Raw genomic sequence first — 16,736 nt, 5'->3', positions numbered from 1 at the left:
GGGGGGCGCGTGCGCGTGAAGGGTGATCGGGGGATCGGTTGAGAGCGGGGTGACCGAGCACTCCCCCGACGACGAGGATCACTCCATGGCCCACCACCACCCGCCGGACCCCGGGTCCCGGTCCGGTGCGGAGCCGGGCGCGTCCGGCTCCGACGCCTCGGACGCGGCGGCGATCGTCCGGTCGCGGCGCGAGCCCGCCGCGTTCGCGGAGATCTTCCACCGGCACTTCTCCGCGATCCACGGGTACGCGGCGCGGCGCCTCGGCGTCGACGCGGCGGACGACATCGCCGCCGAGACCTTCCTCGCCGCGTTCAACAAGCGCGGCCGTTTCGACCCCGACCGGGGGACGGTCCGCCCGTGGCTGTACGGGATCGCGACGCGGCTGATCGGGCTGCACCGGCGCGCGGAGGGCCGCCGCTACCGGGCGCTGGCGCGCACCCCCGCCGAGCACGTCCAGGACGGCCACGAGGACCGGGTCACGGCGCGCGTCACCGCCGGCGGGGCGGGCGCGGACCTCGCCGACGCGCTGGCCCGGCTGCCGCGCGGCGACCGCGACGTCCTGCTGCTGGTGGCCCTGGCCGACCTGACCTACGAGGAGGTCGGCCAGGCGCTCGGCCTCAAGACGGGCACCGTCGCGTCCCGCCTGCACCGCGCCCGGCGCCGCCTGAGGGAGTCGCTCGGCGGAACCCATCCCGCGCTGATCGTTGAGGAGACGCCCGCGTGAACGAGATCGACATGAACGAGACGGCCCGGGTCCGGCGGCTGCTGGGGGAGCCGCCGCCCCCGTCGGCGGAGGCGTCGGCGCGGGCGCTGGCCCGGCTGGAGGAGGCGATGGCGCCGGGCGGGAGGCACCTCCGGCCCTCCAGGGCGGGGCGGCGGCGCTTCGGCCGGCCGCTCCACCTGGGCGCGGGGCTCGTCGCGGCCGGGGCGGCGGCGGCCGTCGCCATCGTGGCCACCGGCCAGGGCTCCCCGGGTTCGCCGCCGGACGCGCCGCCCGCCTCCGTCGACCTGGGCAGGCAGGCGGTGCTGGTGGCGGCGGACAGGGCCGCCGAGCAGCCGACGGGCAACTACTGGTCCGCGGAGAGGCTCAGCGGTCAGGCCTACGTGGTGCGGGCGCGGACGGGAACGTACGCGATCTTCGGCGCGCACGACGAGACGTTCAACTGGACCGGCGCGAAGAAGGGGATGGGCGAGGCGTACTACAGCCGCGACCTGCCGGCGCGTCCGCAGACCCCGGCGGACGAGGCGCTGTGGCGCAAGGCCGGGTCACCGTCGAACATCCGCGTCTGGTCCAACGACCACTACTACACCTACAGCACCAAGGCGACGAAGTGGCGGTCGGAGGGCCCCGAGGTCGGCGTCGACCCGGAGGGCGGCGGGGTGTTCCTGGACAAGTCGGTTGAGGAGCTGCGGAACCTGCCGACCGACCCGGCCAGGCTCGCCGCGATGTTCCTCGACGACGACGCGATGGGGCGGGCCGCGGGCCTGAACCCGAAATCCAAGAAGGCGATGGCCGAGGCGCTGCGCATGGGCCCCGCCCAGACCGCGACCCTCAAGATCATGCGGGTGTCGGCGCTGCTCGGCACCCCGCTCCCGCCGAAGGTGCGGGCGGGCCTGATGAAGGCGCTGGCCGCGCAGCCGGGCATCCACGCGATCGGCCACGTCACGGACCCGCTGGGCCGCCGGGGCGTCGCGCTGGCGGCCGGGGAGCGCGATGTCACGATCACCGCGGAGTACGGAACGCCGAAGGCCGAGCAGGGGACCTACCGCGCCCGCCAGACGATCGTCTTCGACGAGCGGACCGGCGCGCTGCTGTCCCGGCAGTACGTGCTGACCCGGCCGGGGGGCCCGTACGCGCGGATGAAGCCGGGCTTCGTCATCGAGTACCAGGCCGTCCGCTCGGCGGGCTGGACCGACGCCAAGCCGAAGCCGCCCGCGGAGCTGCCCTTCTGATCCGTCCTCGACCGGGTCGCGCGCGCAGCCCCCGCCCGCTACCGGGCGGGGGGCCTGCGCGCTTCGAGGCCGTCGAGGACGCAGGCGAGCCCGAACGCGAAGCGGCCCTCCAGGACGTCGCCGGTCTCCTTCATCCAGATCTCGCGGATGTGCGACGCGAGCCCGGGGCGCTCCTCGTCCAGCCGGTCCAGGTAGGGGCCGAGGTTCTCGACCCAGTCGGCGGCGGACGTGCCGGGCTGGGCGCGCTGCCAGCTCGCCTCGCTGCCGGCCGCGCCGATGACGTAGTCGACCACCGCCGACCAGGCGTACTCCAGGTCGAAGCCGGTGAACCCGGCGGAGCCGAACGCGGCGAGCACCTCGTCCAGGACGCGGGTCGCGTTCGGGCCGATCATCGGGCGGCCGCCGAACAGCGTCACCGTCCACGGGTGCCGGTGGATCATCGCGCGGAGGCTGCGCGCGTAGCCGGTCGCGGCGGCCCGCCAGCCGTCCCCGGCCGGGACCGCCACCTCGGCCATGACCCGGTCGAGGGCGAGCTCCAGCAGCTCGTCCTTGTTCGCGACGTGCCAGTAGACCGAGGTCGCCCCCGCGTTCAGGCGGGTGCCGAGGCGGCGCATGCTGAGGCCGTCCAGCCCCTCGGCGTCGAGCAGGTCGAGCGCGGCGTCGACGATCTGCGTCCGGCCGAGGGCGGGCCGGCCCCGCCGCGCGCGTTCCGGCCGCACCCAGACGGACGGCGCCCTGCTCTCCTCGGCCATGCGTGCCCTCCTCGCTCCCGTACAGAGTACCGGGACTTGAACACTGTACGAGTGAAGTCGTACGGTGTGCGAGTCACATCGAACGCTGTACGAGAAACCCGGAGTGGTCATGGACGAGCCCATCGCCCCGCATCCGCGGCGCTGGCAGATCCTCGGCGTGCTGTGCCTCAGCCTGTTCGTCGTCGTGGTCGACAACACGATCCTCAACGTGGCGATCCCGTCCCTCCTGCGGGACCTGGACGCCACCACGTCCGACGTCCAGTGGGTGATCGACGCCTACTCGCTGGCGTTCGCCGGCCTGCTGATCACGGCGGGCGCCCTCGGCGACCGGCACGGGCGCCGCCGCGCGATGCTGGCCGGCTTCGCGCTCTTCGGCGCCGGGTCGCTGCTCGCGGCCTTCGCGGGATCCCCCGGCGAGCTCGTCGCGATGCGGGCGCTGATGGGCGTGGGAGGCGCGCTCCTCATGCCGGGGACCCTGTCGATCATGGCGCAGGTGTTCGGCCCGGACGAGCGCGCGAAGGCGTTCGCGATCTGGGGCGCGACGTCCATGGTCGGGCTCGCCGCCGGGCCGACGCTCGGCGGGTTCCTGCTGGAGCACTTCTGGTGGGGCTCGGTCTTCCTGGTGAACGTGCCCGTCGCCGCGGCCGCCGTCGCCGGGCTGCTGCTCCTCGTCCCCGAGTCGCGCGGGCCGCGCCGCCGCCCCGACGTGCCCGGCGCCGCGCTGTCCACCGCGGGCATGTCGGCGCTGGTGTGGGCGGTCATCTCCGGCCCCGCGCACGGCTGGACCGGCGCCCGCACGCTCGGCGGGCTGGCCGCCGGCGCCGCCGCGCTCGCCCTGTTCGCCGCCTGGCAGCACCGCAACCCCGAGCCGATGCTCGACCTGCGCCTGCTGCGCGACCGCGACTTCTCCGGGGCCGCCGTCATGATCGCGCTGTTCGGCTTCGCGCTGGCCGGGACGCTGTTCGCCCTGACCCAGCTGCTCCAGTCGGTGCACGGCTACGGCCCGCTCGAGGCCGGGCTGGCGCTGCTTCCGGTCGCCGTCTCCGCGGGCGTCGGCAACGGCGTCGGCGCGTCGCTGGAGTCCCGGTTCGGCGCCCGTCCCGCCCTCGTCGCCGGCTTCTCCGTCACCGCGGCCGGTTTCCTGGCCCTCGGCCTGGCGGAGCCGGACGACGGCTACGCCGTGCTCGCGGTCGGGCTCGCCGTCCTCGGCTTCGGCGCCGGGCTCGGCACACCGCCCGCCTACAGCACCCTCATGGCCGCCGTCCCGCCCGAGGAGGCCGGGGTCGGCTCGGCGGTGAACGACGCCGGTCAGGAGCTCGGCAGCGCGCTCGGCGTCGCCGTCCTCGGCAGCGTCGTCTCCGCCGTCTACGCCCGCGACCTCCCCGGCGCCGCGCCCGCGGCGGCGCGCCATTCGCTGGGTGAGGCCCTGGCGACCGGCGACCCCGGCCTCGCCCGCGCCGCGCGCGACGCCTTCGCCCACGCGGTGTCGGCCGCCTCGTTCGCCGCGTGCGGCGCGATGCTGGCCGCCGCCCTGTTCGCCGCCTTCGTCGTGCGCGCCCGCCGCCCCGCGCCCGCGCCCGCCGGGAAGGTCGCCGAGCCCGCGTGAAGAGGTCCCCGTACCCCGTCGAGCCGACCGGCTGAGGCGCTAGGCGAGCAGGTCGGACGGGGCGGTGCCCGTCTCGGTGAGCGGCAGGCCGAGCGCGACGCGTTCGGTCAGCCAGCCGCTCGGACGGTAACGCGGGTCGCCGGTCGCCTCGTGCATCTGCTCCAGGACGTCGAGGACGCGCCCGGCGCCCACGTGGTCGCCCCACTCCAGCGGCCCGCGCGGGTAGCCGAGCCCGAGCCGGACGGCGGTGTCGACGTCGGCGGGAACGGCCAGCCGCTGCTCGGCGATGCCGCAGCCTACGTTGACGATCGACGCCAGCAGCCGCGGCGCGACGGCGACGGGCGCGTCCCGCACGACGGTCACCGGCCGTCCCGTGGCGAGGAGGGCGGCGAGCGCCGCGCGGCCCGCGTCCGGGTCGAGCGCGGGCTGCACGGTGAGGGTGATCCGGCCGAAGAACCCGAAGAACCCGTCGATCCCGAGGGTCCGCTCCCCGGGGAGGCCGTTGCCGACCTGGGCCGCGACGCTCATGTCCGTCGCGGCGTCGACCAGCAGGACGGCCTCCTCGGACGGCTCGTCACCGGCCTCGACCTCCACCCCGGCCTCGGACAGCAGCATCCCCAGCGTCTCGCGGTGCTGCGGTTCCTGGAACCAGACGGGCCGGAAGTCGACGGCCGGGGCGCCGGGCTCGGCGGGCTCCTGCTTCACCCCGTCCACGTACTTGTAGAAGCCCTCGCCGGTCTTGCGTCCTAGAAGCCCCGCCTCCAGGCGCGCCCTGCCGATCCTGGACGGACGGAACCGCGGCTCGGTGTAGAAGCCCGTCCAGATGGACTCCATCACCGGGTGCGACACGTCCATCCCGGTCAGGTCCAGAAGTTCGCACGGCCCCATCTTCAGGCCGAGGACGTCCCGCGCGATGCGGTCGATGTCCACGGGCTCGGCGACGCCCTCGGAGAGGATCTGCAGCGCCTCCGTCACCAGGCCGCGCCCAGCGTGGTTGACGAGGAACCCCGGCGCGTCGGGCGCGAGCACCGGAGTGTGACCGAGACGCCTTACGAGGTCGGCGAGCGCGTCCGGGATCCACTCGGCCGTGCGCGCCCCCGGGATCACCTCGACGAGCTTCATCAGCGGCACCGGATTGAAGAAGTGCAGCCCCGCCACCCGGGACGGGTCGTCCAGCGCGGCGGCGATCGCCGTCACCGGCAGCGAACTGGTGTTGGTCGCGAAGACGGTGTGCTCCGGGCAGACCTTCTCCAGCGACCTGAACAGTTCCCGCTTGGTCTCCATGTCCTCCCGGACGGCCTCCACGACGAGGTCGCAGTCCTGGAACGGGGTGAGCGGCTCGCCGACCGGCCGGAGCCGCCCCTTCGCCGCCTCCGCGTCGGCCGCCGTCATGCGCCCCTTCGCGGCGAGCCTGTCGAACATGGCCCCGACGTGCTCGGCCGCCTCCATCACGGCCTGCGTCCGGATGTCGGCCAGCTCCACCGTCAGCCCGCCCGCCGCGGCGAGCTGCGCGATCCCGCGCCCCATCGCCCCTGCGCCGATCACCCTGATCGTCGCCGCCCGGCCCGCCCACTGCTCCACGTCGCCTCCCGCGCTCGCCCAGCCCTCTGGCCCACGTCCCGGTTCGCCACCGCCATGGGTACCCAGCATTCAACTCCACCGCGCGGAAGCCCGGACGCCGCCTCCCGGCGACGGGCCGTACCCTGCGAAGTGCCCGCGCCCCCGTCCCGAGGAGACCACCATGCGCGACGCGGTGATCTGCGAGCCGCTGCGGACCCCCATCGGCCGGTTCGGCGGAGCGCTCAGCACCGTCACGGCCGCCGAGCTCGCCGCCGCGGTCGTCCGCGCCCTGGTCGAGCGGACCGGCCTGCCCGGGGACGCGGTCGACGAGGTGATCCTCGGGCACTGCTACCCCACCTCCGACGCCCCCGCCATCGGGCGCGTGGCCGCCCTGGACGCCGGGCTCCCGGTCACGGTCGGCGGGACCCAGCTCGACCGGCGGTGCGGGTCCGGGCTCCAGGCCGTCCTGAACGCCGCCATGCAGATCCAGACCGGGGTCAGCGATGTGATCATCGCGGGCGGCGCGGAGAGCATGAGCGGCGCGCCGTTCTACACGACCGCGGCGCGCTGGGGCGTGCGCGGGCCGTCCCTCGAACTGCACGACGCGCTCGCGCGGGGACGCGTCACCGCCGGCGGCGTCCGCCATCCCGTTCCCGGCGGGATGCTGGAGACCGCCGAGAACCTGCGCCGCGAGTACGGGATCGGGCGCCGCGAGCAGGACGAGCTGGCCGCCCGGTCCCACGAGCGCGCGGTCGCCGCCCAGCGGTCGGGGGTCTTCGCCGAGGAGATCGTCCCGGTGACCGTCCGGTCGCGGAAGGGCGGCACGGTCGTCGACGCCGACGAGCACCCGCGTCCCGGCACCACGGTCGAGGGGCTGGCGAAGCTGCGTCCCGTCCTCGGCAAGGCGGACCCCGAGGCCACGGTCACGGCCGGCAACTCCAGCGGCCAGAACGACGCGGCCGCCGCCTGCGTGGTCACCACGCCCGAACGCGCCGCCGACCTGGGCCTGCGGCCCCTCGTCCGGCTCGTCTCCTGGGGCCGCGCCGGGGTGCCGCCCGAGACGATGGGCATCGGCCCCGTCCCCGCCGCCGCCAGGGCCCTGGACGCCGCCGGCCTCACCCTCGCCGACATCGACCTCGTCGAGCTGAACGAGGCGTTCGCCGCGCAGGTCCTCGCCGTCGCCCGCGAGTGGGGCCTGAAGGACGCCGACTGGGACCGCGTCAACGTGCACGGCTCCGGCATCTCCCTCGGGCACCCCGTCGGCGCGACCGGCGCCCGCATCCTCGCGACCCTCGCCCGCGAGATGGACCGCCGAGGCGCCCGCTACGGCCTGGAGACCATGTGCGTCGGCGGCGGCCAGGGCCTCGCCGCGATCTTCGAGCGCGCCTGACCGGGACCCCCGATCACCCTCGTGGTTGGATGTCGCGAGTCATCACGAGATCGATGAATTCGCCAGGTAGCGAGGGGAATCGCATGAACAGGTTGTTGCGCGCACTGACGGTGGTTCCCGCGACGGCGGTGCTCGTCACGGCCGGGACGGCGGCCCTGACGGCGGGCGTGGCGTCGGCCGCGACGGGCACGCCGAGCGGCGCGCCGCCGGCGGCGGACGGCTCCAGCGTCTGGTGCGTGTCGACCAGCGGCGCGAAGGCGTGCTTCGCCGAGTACGGGGACAAGGTGTGGGTGAAGGACACCGCGGCGAACGGAGCGTCCGCCGCCGGAACGCTCCAGGACAACGAACCGTCCTCGTCGTGGTACCGGGAGTGCTTCAACAACCGCGGTGAGGCGGGCGGTTGGGTGATGTGCGACTTCGACGTGCCGGAATACCAGAACGGCTACCTGTGGGCCGTCAACAACCCCTTCGTCGGCAGCCAGTCCTACACGAAGATCTACACCAGCGGGATCATCTGATCGAACACACGGGCCGCCGGTGGCGTCTGAGGTGGCATGAGTCCGAAGTGCGAACAGTGTGACGGTCCGCTGGTCCCGGTCGAGTACGGCATGCCCGCCGACGACACGCCGTACCGGCGTCACGAGCGCCGCGAGATCTACTACACCGGCGGCTGCATGGGCCCGCCCGCGCCCTGGTGGTGCTGGTCGTGCGAGCGCTTCGCCGACCCCGAGCCCCGGCCCTCGCGCTCGGCGACCGTGGAGGGCTATCAGCTGTCCCTCCTCAACGATATGCGCGGTGTCAGCCCGTCCCTCCCGGAACTGCCGGCGCCCTACGACGACCCGCCGGAGGCCCTGGTGGAGGAGGCCGCCGAGTGGAGGAGCCCGGACCTGCTGAAGATCAAGGACATGGCGGTGATCCTGGGCGAGCCGGTCAGCGGCGGCCCCTCCCGGCACCGGTTCGCCCTCCCGCTCTGGCCCGACTTCTGGCTGGAGCACAGCAGCATGGACACCGAGGTCGGCGACTACGTCGTCGACAAGCGGTTCGTCCGCAGGTCGGGCGAGCCGATGCGGTCGGTCGACGACATGCGCCCCTGGGCGATCCTGCGGACGGAGGCCGAGGCGTTCTTCGGCTGGGAGCCCACGCAGTACCCGAACATGTACTACCACGTCGTGCCGTTCGAGCTCGACGGACGCCCGATGAAGGCCTACTTCGTCCACGACCTCCTCGTGCACGTCTCGGAGCCCTCGGAGAGCTAGCCGCGCTCCGCCGTCCAGGACGGGTCGCGGCCGGTCAGGGCGAGGAGGCGGTCGAGCGCGGACGCGTCATCGCCCACCTCGACGGCGGGGCCGAACAGGCCCGGGACGCCCTGGCCGCCGCTCTGCTCGACGGCCGGGGCGACGAAGCCCAGGCACGCCTCGATCTCGTCCGCCCCGGCGTCGTAGGACCGGCCGAGGGCGCGGGAGACGTCCCAGCCGTGCACGACCAGCTCGTTCATCGCGACGAGGCCGGCCTGGTCGCCGGGCAGGTCGACGCCGCCGGCCTGGGTCATGCCCTGCCACGCCTCCGGGGAGCGCCAGGCCGCGGTCAGCGCGTCGAGCCGCTCGGGGATGCGGGTGCGCCAGCCCGGGGCGAGCCGGGCGGCGTCGGCGGACGGCGGCTGCGACGGGCCCTCCGGGAAGTCCTTCGCCGCCGCCCAGGTGAAGGCCAGGACCAGGCCGTCCACATGGTCGATGAGGGCGCCGAGCGGCATGCCGCCGTTGGGCGTGGGTCCCGTGAGCTGGGAGTCGCGCACGTCCGCGAGCAGGGCGGCCATCCGCCGGGCGGCGGGGCCGAGGTCGGGAGTCGAGGTCATAGGTGCATCCTTCCGTCTCGCATACCGCTGGACGGGACGCCGGTGGACGCGCCCCGCTCGGTGATATGGACTCGGAACCCGCCGGATACTCATCGCCACACGGGTAAGAATCAAGATCGAAGGACTCGGCGGTCCCGACGTCGGCGCGGGCTGTTCTGACCAGGGGATGTGACGCGTAAGCTACTACCGAGTAGTATTCGGGCCCCGGATGGAGAGCAGTCCGACGCGAGCCCTACGCTGGCTGCCATCGCCCGTACCCCAGGAGGACGGAACAGTGTTCTGGATCACATTGGTCATCGGGCTCGCCGGAGCGGCGGTCGCGCTGGCGCTCGCCGGGAGGCGAGTGCTGTTCCTGTACGCGATCGCCAAGAGCGGGCAGCCCGATCCCCAGCGGACGCTTCAGGTCAGGCGTGAGCCCGCCAAGGCCGTCGAGGGCCAGGCCGTCGAGGTGCTCGGCCAGCGCAAGCTGCTGAAGTGGACCCTCGCCGGCGTCTCGCACGCCGCGGTCATGTGGGCGTTCATCCTGCTGATCACCGTCTACCTGGAGGCGGCCGTCGCGCTGCTGTTCGGGCTGGACGCCAAGATCCCCGGCCTGCAGACCTGGCCGCCGATCGGATTCGTCCAGGACACGATCGCCCTCGCCTGCACCGCCGGCCTGCTCGTCTTCACCGCGATCCGGATCAAGAACTCGCCCAAGCGCATCGGCCGCAAGTCCCGGTTCAAGGGCTCGCACCTGTCCGGCGCCTGGATGACGCTGTTCATGATCTTCAACGTGATCTGGACGATGTTCTTCTTCCGCGGCGTGGAGTGGGCCAGCGGCAACCTGCCCTATGGCAAGGGCGCCTACTTCTCCTACCTGGTCGGCCACCTGTTCGACGGGCTGAGCGACCACACGCTGGAGGTCCTGGAGTCGGTCGGCCTGCTGCTGCACATCGCCGTCGCGCTGATCTTCCTGGTCTTCGTCGTCCACTCCAAGCACCTGCACATCTTCCTGGCGCCGCTGAACGTCATGTTCAAGCGCCGCCCCGACGGCCTCGGCGCCGCGCAGCCGATGATGTCGGGCGGCAAGCCGCTCGACTTCGAGGAGGCCGACCCCGACGAGGACGTCTTCGGCCGCGGCAAGATCGAGGACTTCACCTGGAAGGGCTTCCTCGACATGGCGACCTGCACCGAGTGCGGTCGCTGCCAGTCGCAGTGCCCCGCCTGGAACACCGGCAAGCCGCTGTCGCCCAAGATGCTCGTCCTGGAGCTGCGCGACCACGCCCTGGCCAAGGCGCCCTACTTCACCGCGTCGGAAGAGGCCCGCAACGGGTTCACCGACGAGCAGAAGCTCGCCATGGAGGTCGACAAGGCCCTCGTCGGCGACGACGGCGTCATCCACCCCGACGTCCTGTGGTCCTGCACCAACTGCGGCGCGTGCGTCGAGCAGTGCCCGGTCGACATCGAGCACATCGACCACATCCTGGACATGCGCCGCTTCCAGGTCATGATCGAGTCCTCGTTCCCCTCCGAGGCCGGCGTCATGCTGAAGAACCTGGAGAACAAGGGCAACCCGTGGGGGATGTCCGAGATGAAGCGCCTCGAATGGATCGAGGAGCTCGACTTCGAGGTCGACGTCGTCGACGACAAGGTCTCCGAGGACACCGAGTACCTGTTCTGGGTCGGCTGCGCCGGCGCCCTGGAGGACCGCGCCAAGAAGACCACCAAGGCCGTCGCCGAGCTCCTGCACATCGCGGGCGTCAAGTTCGCCGTTCTCGGCCCCATGGAGGCGTGCACCGGCGACCCGGCCCGCCGCCTCGGCATGGAGTTCGTCTTCCAGATGCTCGGCCAGCAGAACGTCGAGACGCTGAACGACGCGGGCGTCAAGAAGATCGTCGCGACCTGCCCGCACTGCTTCAACACCCTGGCCAACGAGTACCCGCAGATCGGCGGGAACTACGAGGTCGTCCACCACACCCAGCTGCTCGCGCACCTGGTCGAGGAGGGCAAGCTCACCCCGGTCACGCCGATCGAGGAGAACATCACCTACCACGACCCCTGCTTCCTCGGCCGCCACAACAAGGTCTACAAGCAGCCGCGCGACATCATGGCGACCGTCCCCGGCGTCCGGACGCAGGAGATGCACCGGCACAAGGACCGCGGCTTCTGCTGCGGCGCCGGCGGCGCCCGGATGTGGATGGAGGAGCGCATCGGCAAGCGCATCAACACCGAGCGCGTGGACGAGGCGCTGGAGACCAACCCCGACACCGTCTCCACCGCCTGCCCGTTCTGCCTGGTCATGCTGGGCGACGCCATCAACGAGAAGAAGAACGCGGGCGACGCCAAGGAGTCGCTGGAGGTCGTCGACGTCTCCCAGCTCCTGATCCGCTCCATCAAGGGCGAGGGCACCGCCCCCGAGAAGGAGGCGGTCGCCGCCGAGTAGGGGCGCCTGCTCCGCGACGGCCCCGTTCCCGCTCAGGCGGGGGCGGGGCCGTTCCGCGTCTGGCGGGCCGTTCCGCGCTCCCGCCGCGGTTGAGGGGGCGGGCTCGCTGGTAAGACCTGGGGATGGCCGTGCTCGCGTCCCTCCTCGCGTTCCTGATGACGCTCGCGGGCGGCCTCACCGCGATGCGGGTCCGCGACCACCGGCACCTCGTCCTCGGCCTCGCCGGCGGGCTCATGCTCGGCGTCGTCGCGTTCGACCTGCTCCCCGAGTCGCTGGCGCTGACCCGCCACCGCCCCTTCGGCGTCCCCGCGCCCATGATCGGCTTCGCGGCCGGGTTCGTGCTCCTGCACGTCGTCGAGCAGGCGGTCGCGATCCACCGCGCCCACGAGGAGGAGTACGCCCCGCACGAGCACGCCCGCGGCTCGGGCTCCGGCGGGCTGCTCGCCGCGTCCGCCCTCGTCCTGCACAGCCTGGTGGACGGCCTCAGCATCGGCTTCGGCTTCCAGACCGGCACCGAGACCGGCGTCTTCGTCGCGCTCGCCGTCGTCACCCACGACTTCGCGGACGGGTTCAACACCTTCACCGCCGCCTCGCTGTACCGCGGCGACCGGCGCCCCGCCGTCCTGCTGCTGCTCGCCGACGCCGCCGCCCCCGTCGCCGGGGCCGCCGTCGGCATGCTGGCCACCGTCCCGGACGCCGTCCTCGGTCCCTACCTCGGCGTCTTCGCCGGCGTCCTGCTGTACCTGGCCGCCGCCGAGATCCTGCCCGAGGCGCACAGCGTCCACCCGCGGGTCATGACCCTGGCCGCCACCGGGCTCGGGCTCCTCGCCGTGCTGCTCAGCGTCGGGCTCGCGAGCTGAGAGAAGGCCGCCCGGAAACCCGGACGGCCTTCTCTCTGGGAACGTTCCCGGCGTCAGCCGGTCAGCGACGTGGCGTAGCTCTGGTTCGTCTTGAGCCACGCGTCGACGGCCTGGTCGGGCTTGCCCTTGTACTGGTTCTCCATCAGGTCCTCGAGGGAGCCGAGCTGCTTGTCGTCCATCCTGAACTTCTTCAGCCAGCCGGTGACCTCGGGCTGGTCCTTGCCGAAGTCCTTGCGGGCGATGGTGTTGATGCCGTCCGGCTTGCCCATCGCGCCCTTCGGGTCCTGCAGGTCGCGGATGGGGTACTTCGTGTACGCCCAGTGCGGGCGCCACAGCGTGACGACGATGTCCTTCTTGGCGTCGACGGCCTTCTTCAGCTCGGTAAGCATCGCCGCCGTGGAAGACGTCGTCACCTTGTACTCGTCCTTCAGACCGTACGCGGGGAGCATGTTCTCCTGCGACACCCGGTACAGGCCGGAGCTCTTCTCGATCCCCACGATCTTGCCGCCGTACTGGCCGCCCTTGCCCTTCAGGTCGTCGAGGGTCTTCAGCGGGGAGTAGTTCGGCACGGCGATGGTGAGCGGCGCCGAGTCGTACCAGACGCCGACCTTCTCCAGCTTGTCGCCGTACTGCTTCCAGTAGTCCTCGTGTGTGCCCGGGAGCCAGGCGTCCACGAACAGGTCGACGTCGCCCTTCGACATGCCCGCGTAGAGCGGTCCCGTGTCGAGGTTCTTGACCTCCACCTTGTAGCCCTTGTCGGTCAGGAGCCGTTTCCACAGGGCCGTGGCGGCCTCGCCCTCGGCCCAGCCCGAGACCACGCCGATGGTGATCTCCTTGTCGTTCCCACCCCCGGAGTCGGAGCCGCCGCACGCCGCGGCGCCCAGCCCGAGTGTCAGCGTCAGCGCGGCGACCGTCAGGCCCTTGAACTTGGAGCGCATGCGCATCCTTTCGTCGGCTTGCATGGTGAAGCAGGGGAGCGGGGGAGGTCAGCCGGACGTGCTCGCGGCGGAGGCCACGGCGGCCGGAGCGGGCGCGGCGGCCCGGCGGCGCGAGAACAGCGCCCGCAGCATCCCCGGCCCGTCGCCCAGGGCGCCGGTCAGGCGGTCCAGGTAGATCGCGAGGACCACGACGGCGATGCCGCCCTCGAAGCCCTTGGCGACGTCCACCCGGTTGATGCCCTCCAGCACCTCGCCGCCGAGGCCGCCCGCCCCCACCATCCCGGCGATGACGACCATGGACAGCGACAGCATGATCAGCTGGTTGACCCCGGCCATGATCGACGGCATCGCGAGCGGGATCTGGATCCGGGTCAGGATCCGGCCCGGCGGCGTGCCGAACGCCTCGCCCGCCTCGACCATCTCCGGGTCCACACCGCGGATGCCGAGCTCGGTCAGCCGCACCCCCGGCGGCATCGCGAAGATCACCGTCGCCACCACGCCGGGCACCGAGCCGATGCTGAAGAAGAAGATCGCCGGAATCAGGTACACGAACGCCGGCATCGTCTGCATGAAGTCCAGGACCGGCCGGACGATCCGGCTGACCACGTCGCTGCGCGCCGCCGCGACGCCGATCGGGATCGCCACCACGGTCGACACCACCGCCGACACCAGCACCAGGGCCAGCGAGTCCATCGCCGGCTCCCACAGCTCCATGCTGTCGACCAGCGCGAACCCGAGGACCGTGAACAGGGCCAGCCTCCAGCCGCTCAGCACCAGCGCGATCACGGCCAGCACCAGCGTCAGCCCCAGCGGCGGCAGGACGTTCAGGACGCTCGTCAGCCCGTCCACCGACGCCTCGATCGCCGACCCGATCCCGTCGAACAGCCACGACAGGTTGTCGGTGCACCAGCTCACCAGGCCGTCGAACCACTCGCCGACCGGGATCCGGGGCAGCTTCATCGCCGCGTCACTCATCGCCGCCCTCCTTCGTCAGCACCGGCTCCGGTTCCTCGACCATCTCCTCCACATGGGAGTTGATCGCGCCGAGCGCCGCCAGCAGCGTCACCCGGGGGATCACGCCGAGCAGCGTGCCCTTCTCGTCCGCGACCGGCACCGGCAGGTCGCTCTCGGCGACGCGGACGAACAGGTCCGCGACCGGCGTGTCCGGCGCCACGGGCTCCGGATCCTCGGGGTCGATCAGGCCGTCCAGCGTCTGGACGCCGTCGCGCACCGCGTCCGCGATGACCGTGGCCCGCACCCGTCCGACGAGCCTGCGGTCCCGCCCGACCACGAACGCCGCCGAGGTCTGCTGCTCGCGCATCGTCCTCAGGGCCGTCCGGGGCCCGGTCGACGCCGGCACCGTGACCAGCGGCTTCTCCATCACCGAGGCCGCCGTCAGCACTTTGGTACGGTCCACATCGGCGACGAACTGGGCGACATAGTCGTTGGCGGGATCGGTGAGGATCTCCTCGGCCGTCCCGATCTGCACGATCCGGCCCTCCCGCATCACCGCGATGCGGTCGCCGATGCGCATGGCCTCGTTCAGGTCGTGGGTGATGAAGACGATCGTCTTGCCGAACCGGTTCTGCAGGTCCAGGAGCAGGTCCTGGACCTCCCGGCGGATCAGCGGGTCCAGGGCGCTGAACGCCTCGTCCATCAGGATGATGTCGGTCCCCGAAGCGAGCGCGCGGGCGAGCCCCACCCGCTGCTTCATTCCGCCCGACAACTCACCGGGAAGCTTGTTCTCCCAGCCTTCGAGACCCACCAGAGCCAGGAACTCCCTGGCGGTCTTCTCCCGTTCTTCCTTGGGAACGCCGCGGACCTCGAGCCCGTAGGCGGCATTGGCCAGAACCGTCCGATGGGGGAACAGCGCGAAGTGCTGGAAGACCATGCTGACCTTGTTCTGCCGAAGCGCGCGCAGCGCCTTCGGAGACAGCTTCGCGATGTCCTGACCGTCGATCTCGACACGGCCGGACGTGGCGCCGAGCAACCCGTTCAGCATCCGGATGAGGGTCGACTTCCCCGACCCCGACAGGCCCATGACCACGAAGATCTCGCCCTGCCGGACCTCGAACGTGGCGTCCACCACCGCCGGTGTGACCCCGAGCTCGCGGACCGCCGACAGATCGGCGCCCGCCCCGAGTTTCCGCTGAGCCTCCGCCGTCCTACGGCCGAAGAGTTTGGTGACGCTTTCCGCGCGGAGTACTGACACGATCTCCTTCCGGGTTTCCACGTCGCTGCGCGGAAACGGGTCGCCTCGTCCGTCCAGGCGCCCGGACCTCACCTGAAGAGGCTGTCAACCAGACGCCATGCCTGTGCGTCGCCCGAAACTACCCGTCCAGAGAACATGTTTCATCTTTTGGTGACTTCCGTCACGCCCGGGTAACGAACTGACTACACTTTCGTGCGGTGAAAGTTCTGGTACGACCGCGACGGCGTCGGCCCCCGCTGGTCCTGGTACCGCGACCCGTACTTCGCCGACCCGTAGGGGTACTCCGCCGGCGAGCTCGTCCGGAACAGGCACATCTGCCCGATCTTCATCCCCGGCCACAACTTGATCGGCAGCGTCGCCACGTTCGACAGCTCCAGCGTCACGTGCCCGTTGAACCCTGGATCGATCCACCCCGCGGTCGAGTGCGTGAGCAGCCCCAGCCGCCCCAGCGAGCTCTTCCCCTCCAGCCGCGCCGCGAGGTCCTCGGGAAGCCCGAACACCTCGTACGTCGAGGCCAGCACGAACTCCCCGGGATGCAGCACGAACGCCTCATCGGCCTCGACCTCCACCAGCCGCGTCAGATCCGGCTGCTCCACAGCGGGATCGATGTGCGGATAGCGGTGGTTCTCGAACACCCGGAAGTACCGGTCCAGCCGCACGTCCACACTGGACGGCTGAACCATGACCGGCTCGAACGGGTCGATCTTCACTCGCCCGGACTCGAGTTCGGCCCTGATGTCGCGATCGGAGAGCAGCACCCCAGAAAGCTATCCCACGCCACACCCCCACCGACGATCCGGTACAGTAACCAGGGCACGGGCACCCCCAAGGCAGCCCGACGCGGGTGTAGTTCAATGGTAGAACTTCAGCTTCCCAAGCTGACAGCGCGGGTTCGATTCCCGTCACCCGCTCCACACAGAAGGCCCAGGCAGGGACACGATCCCGCCCCTGGGCCTTGATCGTTTCTGACGCAGAACGCCACCGTGCAATTAGGTCACCGGCCGCGGGCATCGGCTGAACCGTCGCTATCTTGCGTCTGCTCTGCCTGGACGAGCGCGTCGACTCCGCTTGCGATGGTCTGATCGGTCTTGGCGGACTCTCGCCAAGTCTGCCCAGCGCCCAGGAGCGGGAGAAGGCAGTTGCGGACCGGGAGGCGAAATCCACTCCCGGCGCAATCAGCGGACTTCCGCG

General features: G+C 71.9%; 15 protein-coding genes and 1 tRNA gene. 9 read left to right on the top strand and 7 right to left on the bottom strand.

Translation table 11 applies throughout. The annotated features are described in order from the left end of the window. Nucleotides 1-49 precede the first annotated feature (49 nt). Nucleotides 50-724, top strand: coding sequence for an RNA polymerase sigma factor (locus tag AB0C87_RS03585; protein WP_360576364.1), 675 nt, complete (start codon nucleotides 50-52; stop codon nucleotides 722-724). Next, nucleotides 721-1,953 (top strand): CU044_5270 family protein, encoded by a 1,233-nt coding sequence (locus AB0C87_RS03580; RefSeq protein WP_345171322.1) that lies wholly within the window; start codon nucleotides 721-723, stop codon nucleotides 1,951-1,953. Before AB0C87_RS03585 ends, AB0C87_RS03580 begins: the two co-directional genes overlap by 4 nt. A gap of 38 nt (nucleotides 1,954-1,991) precedes the next feature. Here AB0C87_RS03580 and AB0C87_RS03575 read toward each other — a convergent pair whose 3' ends face one another. Further along, the gene (locus tag AB0C87_RS03575) at nucleotides 1,992-2,705 is read right to left on the bottom strand and encodes a TetR/AcrR family transcriptional regulator C-terminal domain-containing protein (RefSeq protein WP_345171320.1); all 714 of its coding nucleotides are present in this window, start codon (nucleotides 2,703-2,705) and stop codon (nucleotides 1,992-1,994) included. A 109-nt stretch (nucleotides 2,706-2,814) separates the two neighbouring features. On the opposite strand from AB0C87_RS03575, the gene AB0C87_RS03570 reads away from it, so the two are divergent. After that, a complete protein-coding gene (locus AB0C87_RS03570; protein ID WP_353831935.1) occupies nucleotides 2,815-4,311 on the top strand; it encodes a DHA2 family efflux MFS transporter permease subunit in 1,497 nt (498 codons plus the stop codon). Nucleotides 4,312-4,350: 39 nt separating this feature from the next. Here the strand turns inward: AB0C87_RS03570 and AB0C87_RS03565 are convergent, their stop codons facing one another. Next, a complete protein-coding gene (locus AB0C87_RS03565) occupies nucleotides 4,351-5,892 on the bottom strand; it encodes a 3-hydroxyacyl-CoA dehydrogenase (RefSeq protein WP_345171315.1) in 1,542 nt (513 codons plus the stop codon). A gap of 160 nt (nucleotides 5,893-6,052) precedes the next feature. On the opposite strand from AB0C87_RS03565, the gene AB0C87_RS03560 reads away from it, so the two are divergent. The 3 genes from AB0C87_RS03560 (at nucleotide 6,053) to AB0C87_RS03550 (ending at nucleotide 8,517) form a co-directional block, all read left to right on the top strand. Beyond that, a complete protein-coding gene (locus tag AB0C87_RS03560) occupies nucleotides 6,053-7,261 on the top strand; it encodes an acetyl-CoA C-acetyltransferase (protein ID WP_360576361.1) in 1,209 nt (402 codons plus the stop codon). An 83-nt stretch (nucleotides 7,262-7,344) separates the two neighbouring features. After that, nucleotides 7,345-7,779, top strand: a complete 435-nt coding sequence (locus AB0C87_RS03555) for a hypothetical protein (RefSeq protein WP_345171311.1) — start codon at nucleotides 7,345-7,347, stop codon at nucleotides 7,777-7,779. Between the two features lie 36 nt (nucleotides 7,780-7,815). Further along, nucleotides 7,816-8,517, top strand: coding sequence for a hypothetical protein (locus AB0C87_RS03550; protein WP_360576358.1), 702 nt, complete (start codon nucleotides 7,816-7,818; stop codon nucleotides 8,515-8,517). On the opposite strand, the gene AB0C87_RS03545 is transcribed toward AB0C87_RS03550, so the two are convergent. After that, nucleotides 8,514-9,113: a TIGR03086 family metal-binding protein gene (locus AB0C87_RS03545; protein ID WP_360576356.1), complete on the bottom strand. Its 600-nt coding sequence runs from the start codon at nucleotides 9,111-9,113 to the stop codon at nucleotides 8,514-8,516. The genes AB0C87_RS03550 and AB0C87_RS03545 overlap by 4 nt on opposite strands. Before the next feature lie 274 nt (nucleotides 9,114-9,387). Between AB0C87_RS03545 and AB0C87_RS03540 the strand changes: the two genes are divergently transcribed. Both AB0C87_RS03540 and AB0C87_RS03535 read left to right on the top strand, forming a co-directional pair. Then, nucleotides 9,388-11,535 carry a heterodisulfide reductase-related iron-sulfur binding cluster gene (locus tag AB0C87_RS03540; RefSeq protein ID WP_345171303.1) on the top strand — a complete coding sequence of 716 codons (2,148 nt, stop codon included), beginning with the start codon at nucleotides 9,388-9,390 and terminating at the stop codon, nucleotides 11,533-11,535. 122 nt (nucleotides 11,536-11,657) lie between these two features. Then, nucleotides 11,658-12,395 (top strand): ZIP family metal transporter, encoded by a 738-nt coding sequence (locus AB0C87_RS03535; protein ID WP_345171301.1) that lies wholly within the window; start codon nucleotides 11,658-11,660, stop codon nucleotides 12,393-12,395. A 53-nt stretch (nucleotides 12,396-12,448) separates the two neighbouring features. Here the strand turns inward: AB0C87_RS03535 and AB0C87_RS03530 are convergent, their stop codons facing one another. The 4 genes from AB0C87_RS03530 to dcd form a co-directional block, all read right to left on the bottom strand. Next, on the bottom strand, nucleotides 12,449-13,333 hold the full coding sequence (locus tag AB0C87_RS03530) for a glycine betaine ABC transporter substrate-binding protein (RefSeq protein ID WP_345171299.1): 885 nt from the start codon (nucleotides 13,331-13,333) through the stop codon (nucleotides 12,449-12,451). A 48-nt stretch (nucleotides 13,334-13,381) separates the two neighbouring features. After that, nucleotides 13,382-14,308, bottom strand: coding sequence for an ABC transporter permease subunit (locus AB0C87_RS03525; protein ID WP_345171297.1), 927 nt, complete (start codon nucleotides 14,306-14,308; stop codon nucleotides 13,382-13,384). Continuing rightward, nucleotides 14,301-15,545: a glycine betaine/L-proline ABC transporter ATP-binding protein gene (locus tag AB0C87_RS03520; RefSeq protein ID WP_345171295.1), complete on the bottom strand. Its 1,245-nt coding sequence runs from the start codon at nucleotides 15,543-15,545 to the stop codon at nucleotides 14,301-14,303. The genes AB0C87_RS03525 and AB0C87_RS03520 overlap by 8 nt, the downstream gene beginning before the upstream one ends. A gap of 182 nt (nucleotides 15,546-15,727) precedes the next feature. Then, on the bottom strand, nucleotides 15,728-16,303 hold the full coding sequence (gene dcd, locus AB0C87_RS03515; RefSeq protein ID WP_353831939.1) for a dCTP deaminase: 576 nt from the start codon (nucleotides 16,301-16,303) through the stop codon (nucleotides 15,728-15,730). 82 nt (nucleotides 16,304-16,385) lie between these two features. On the opposite strand from dcd, the gene AB0C87_RS03510 reads away from it, so the two are divergent. After that, nucleotides 16,386-16,459: transfer RNA gene (locus AB0C87_RS03510), tRNA-Gly, on the top strand. The last annotated feature ends 277 nt before the right edge of the window (nucleotides 16,460-16,736 follow it).

Source organism: Actinomadura sp. NPDC048021, assembly GCF_040653135.1.
Lineage (GTDB): Bacteria > Actinomycetota > Actinomycetes > Streptosporangiales > Streptosporangiaceae > Spirillospora > Spirillospora verrucosospora.
This window is presented reverse-complemented; position numbering and strand designations above follow the sequence as displayed.

Coding starts and splice junctions, on each gene's coding strand:
- AB0C87_RS03575 (WP_345171320.1), bottom strand. CDS start 2,705: ATGGCCGAGGAGAGCAGGGCGCCGTCCGTCTGGGTGCGGCCGGAACGC.
- AB0C87_RS03570 (WP_353831935.1), top strand. CDS start 2,815: ATGGACGAGCCCATCGCCCCGCATCCGCGGCGCTGGCAGATCCTCGGC.
- AB0C87_RS03560 (WP_360576361.1), top strand. CDS start 6,053: ATGCGCGACGCGGTGATCTGCGAGCCGCTGCGGACCCCCATCGGCCGG.
- AB0C87_RS03555 (WP_345171311.1), top strand. CDS start 7,345: ATGAACAGGTTGTTGCGCGCACTGACGGTGGTTCCCGCGACGGCGGTG.
- AB0C87_RS03550 (WP_360576358.1), top strand. CDS start 7,816: ATGAGTCCGAAGTGCGAACAGTGTGACGGTCCGCTGGTCCCGGTCGAG.
- AB0C87_RS03545 (WP_360576356.1), bottom strand. CDS start 9,113: ATGACCTCGACTCCCGACCTCGGCCCCGCCGCCCGGCGGATGGCCGCC.
- AB0C87_RS03535 (WP_345171301.1), top strand. CDS start 11,658: ATGGCCGTGCTCGCGTCCCTCCTCGCGTTCCTGATGACGCTCGCGGGC.
- AB0C87_RS03530 (WP_345171299.1), bottom strand. CDS start 13,333: ATGCGCTCCAAGTTCAAGGGCCTGACGGTCGCCGCGCTGACGCTGACA.
- AB0C87_RS03525 (WP_345171297.1), bottom strand. CDS start 14,308: ATGAGTGACGCGGCGATGAAGCTGCCCCGGATCCCGGTCGGCGAGTGG.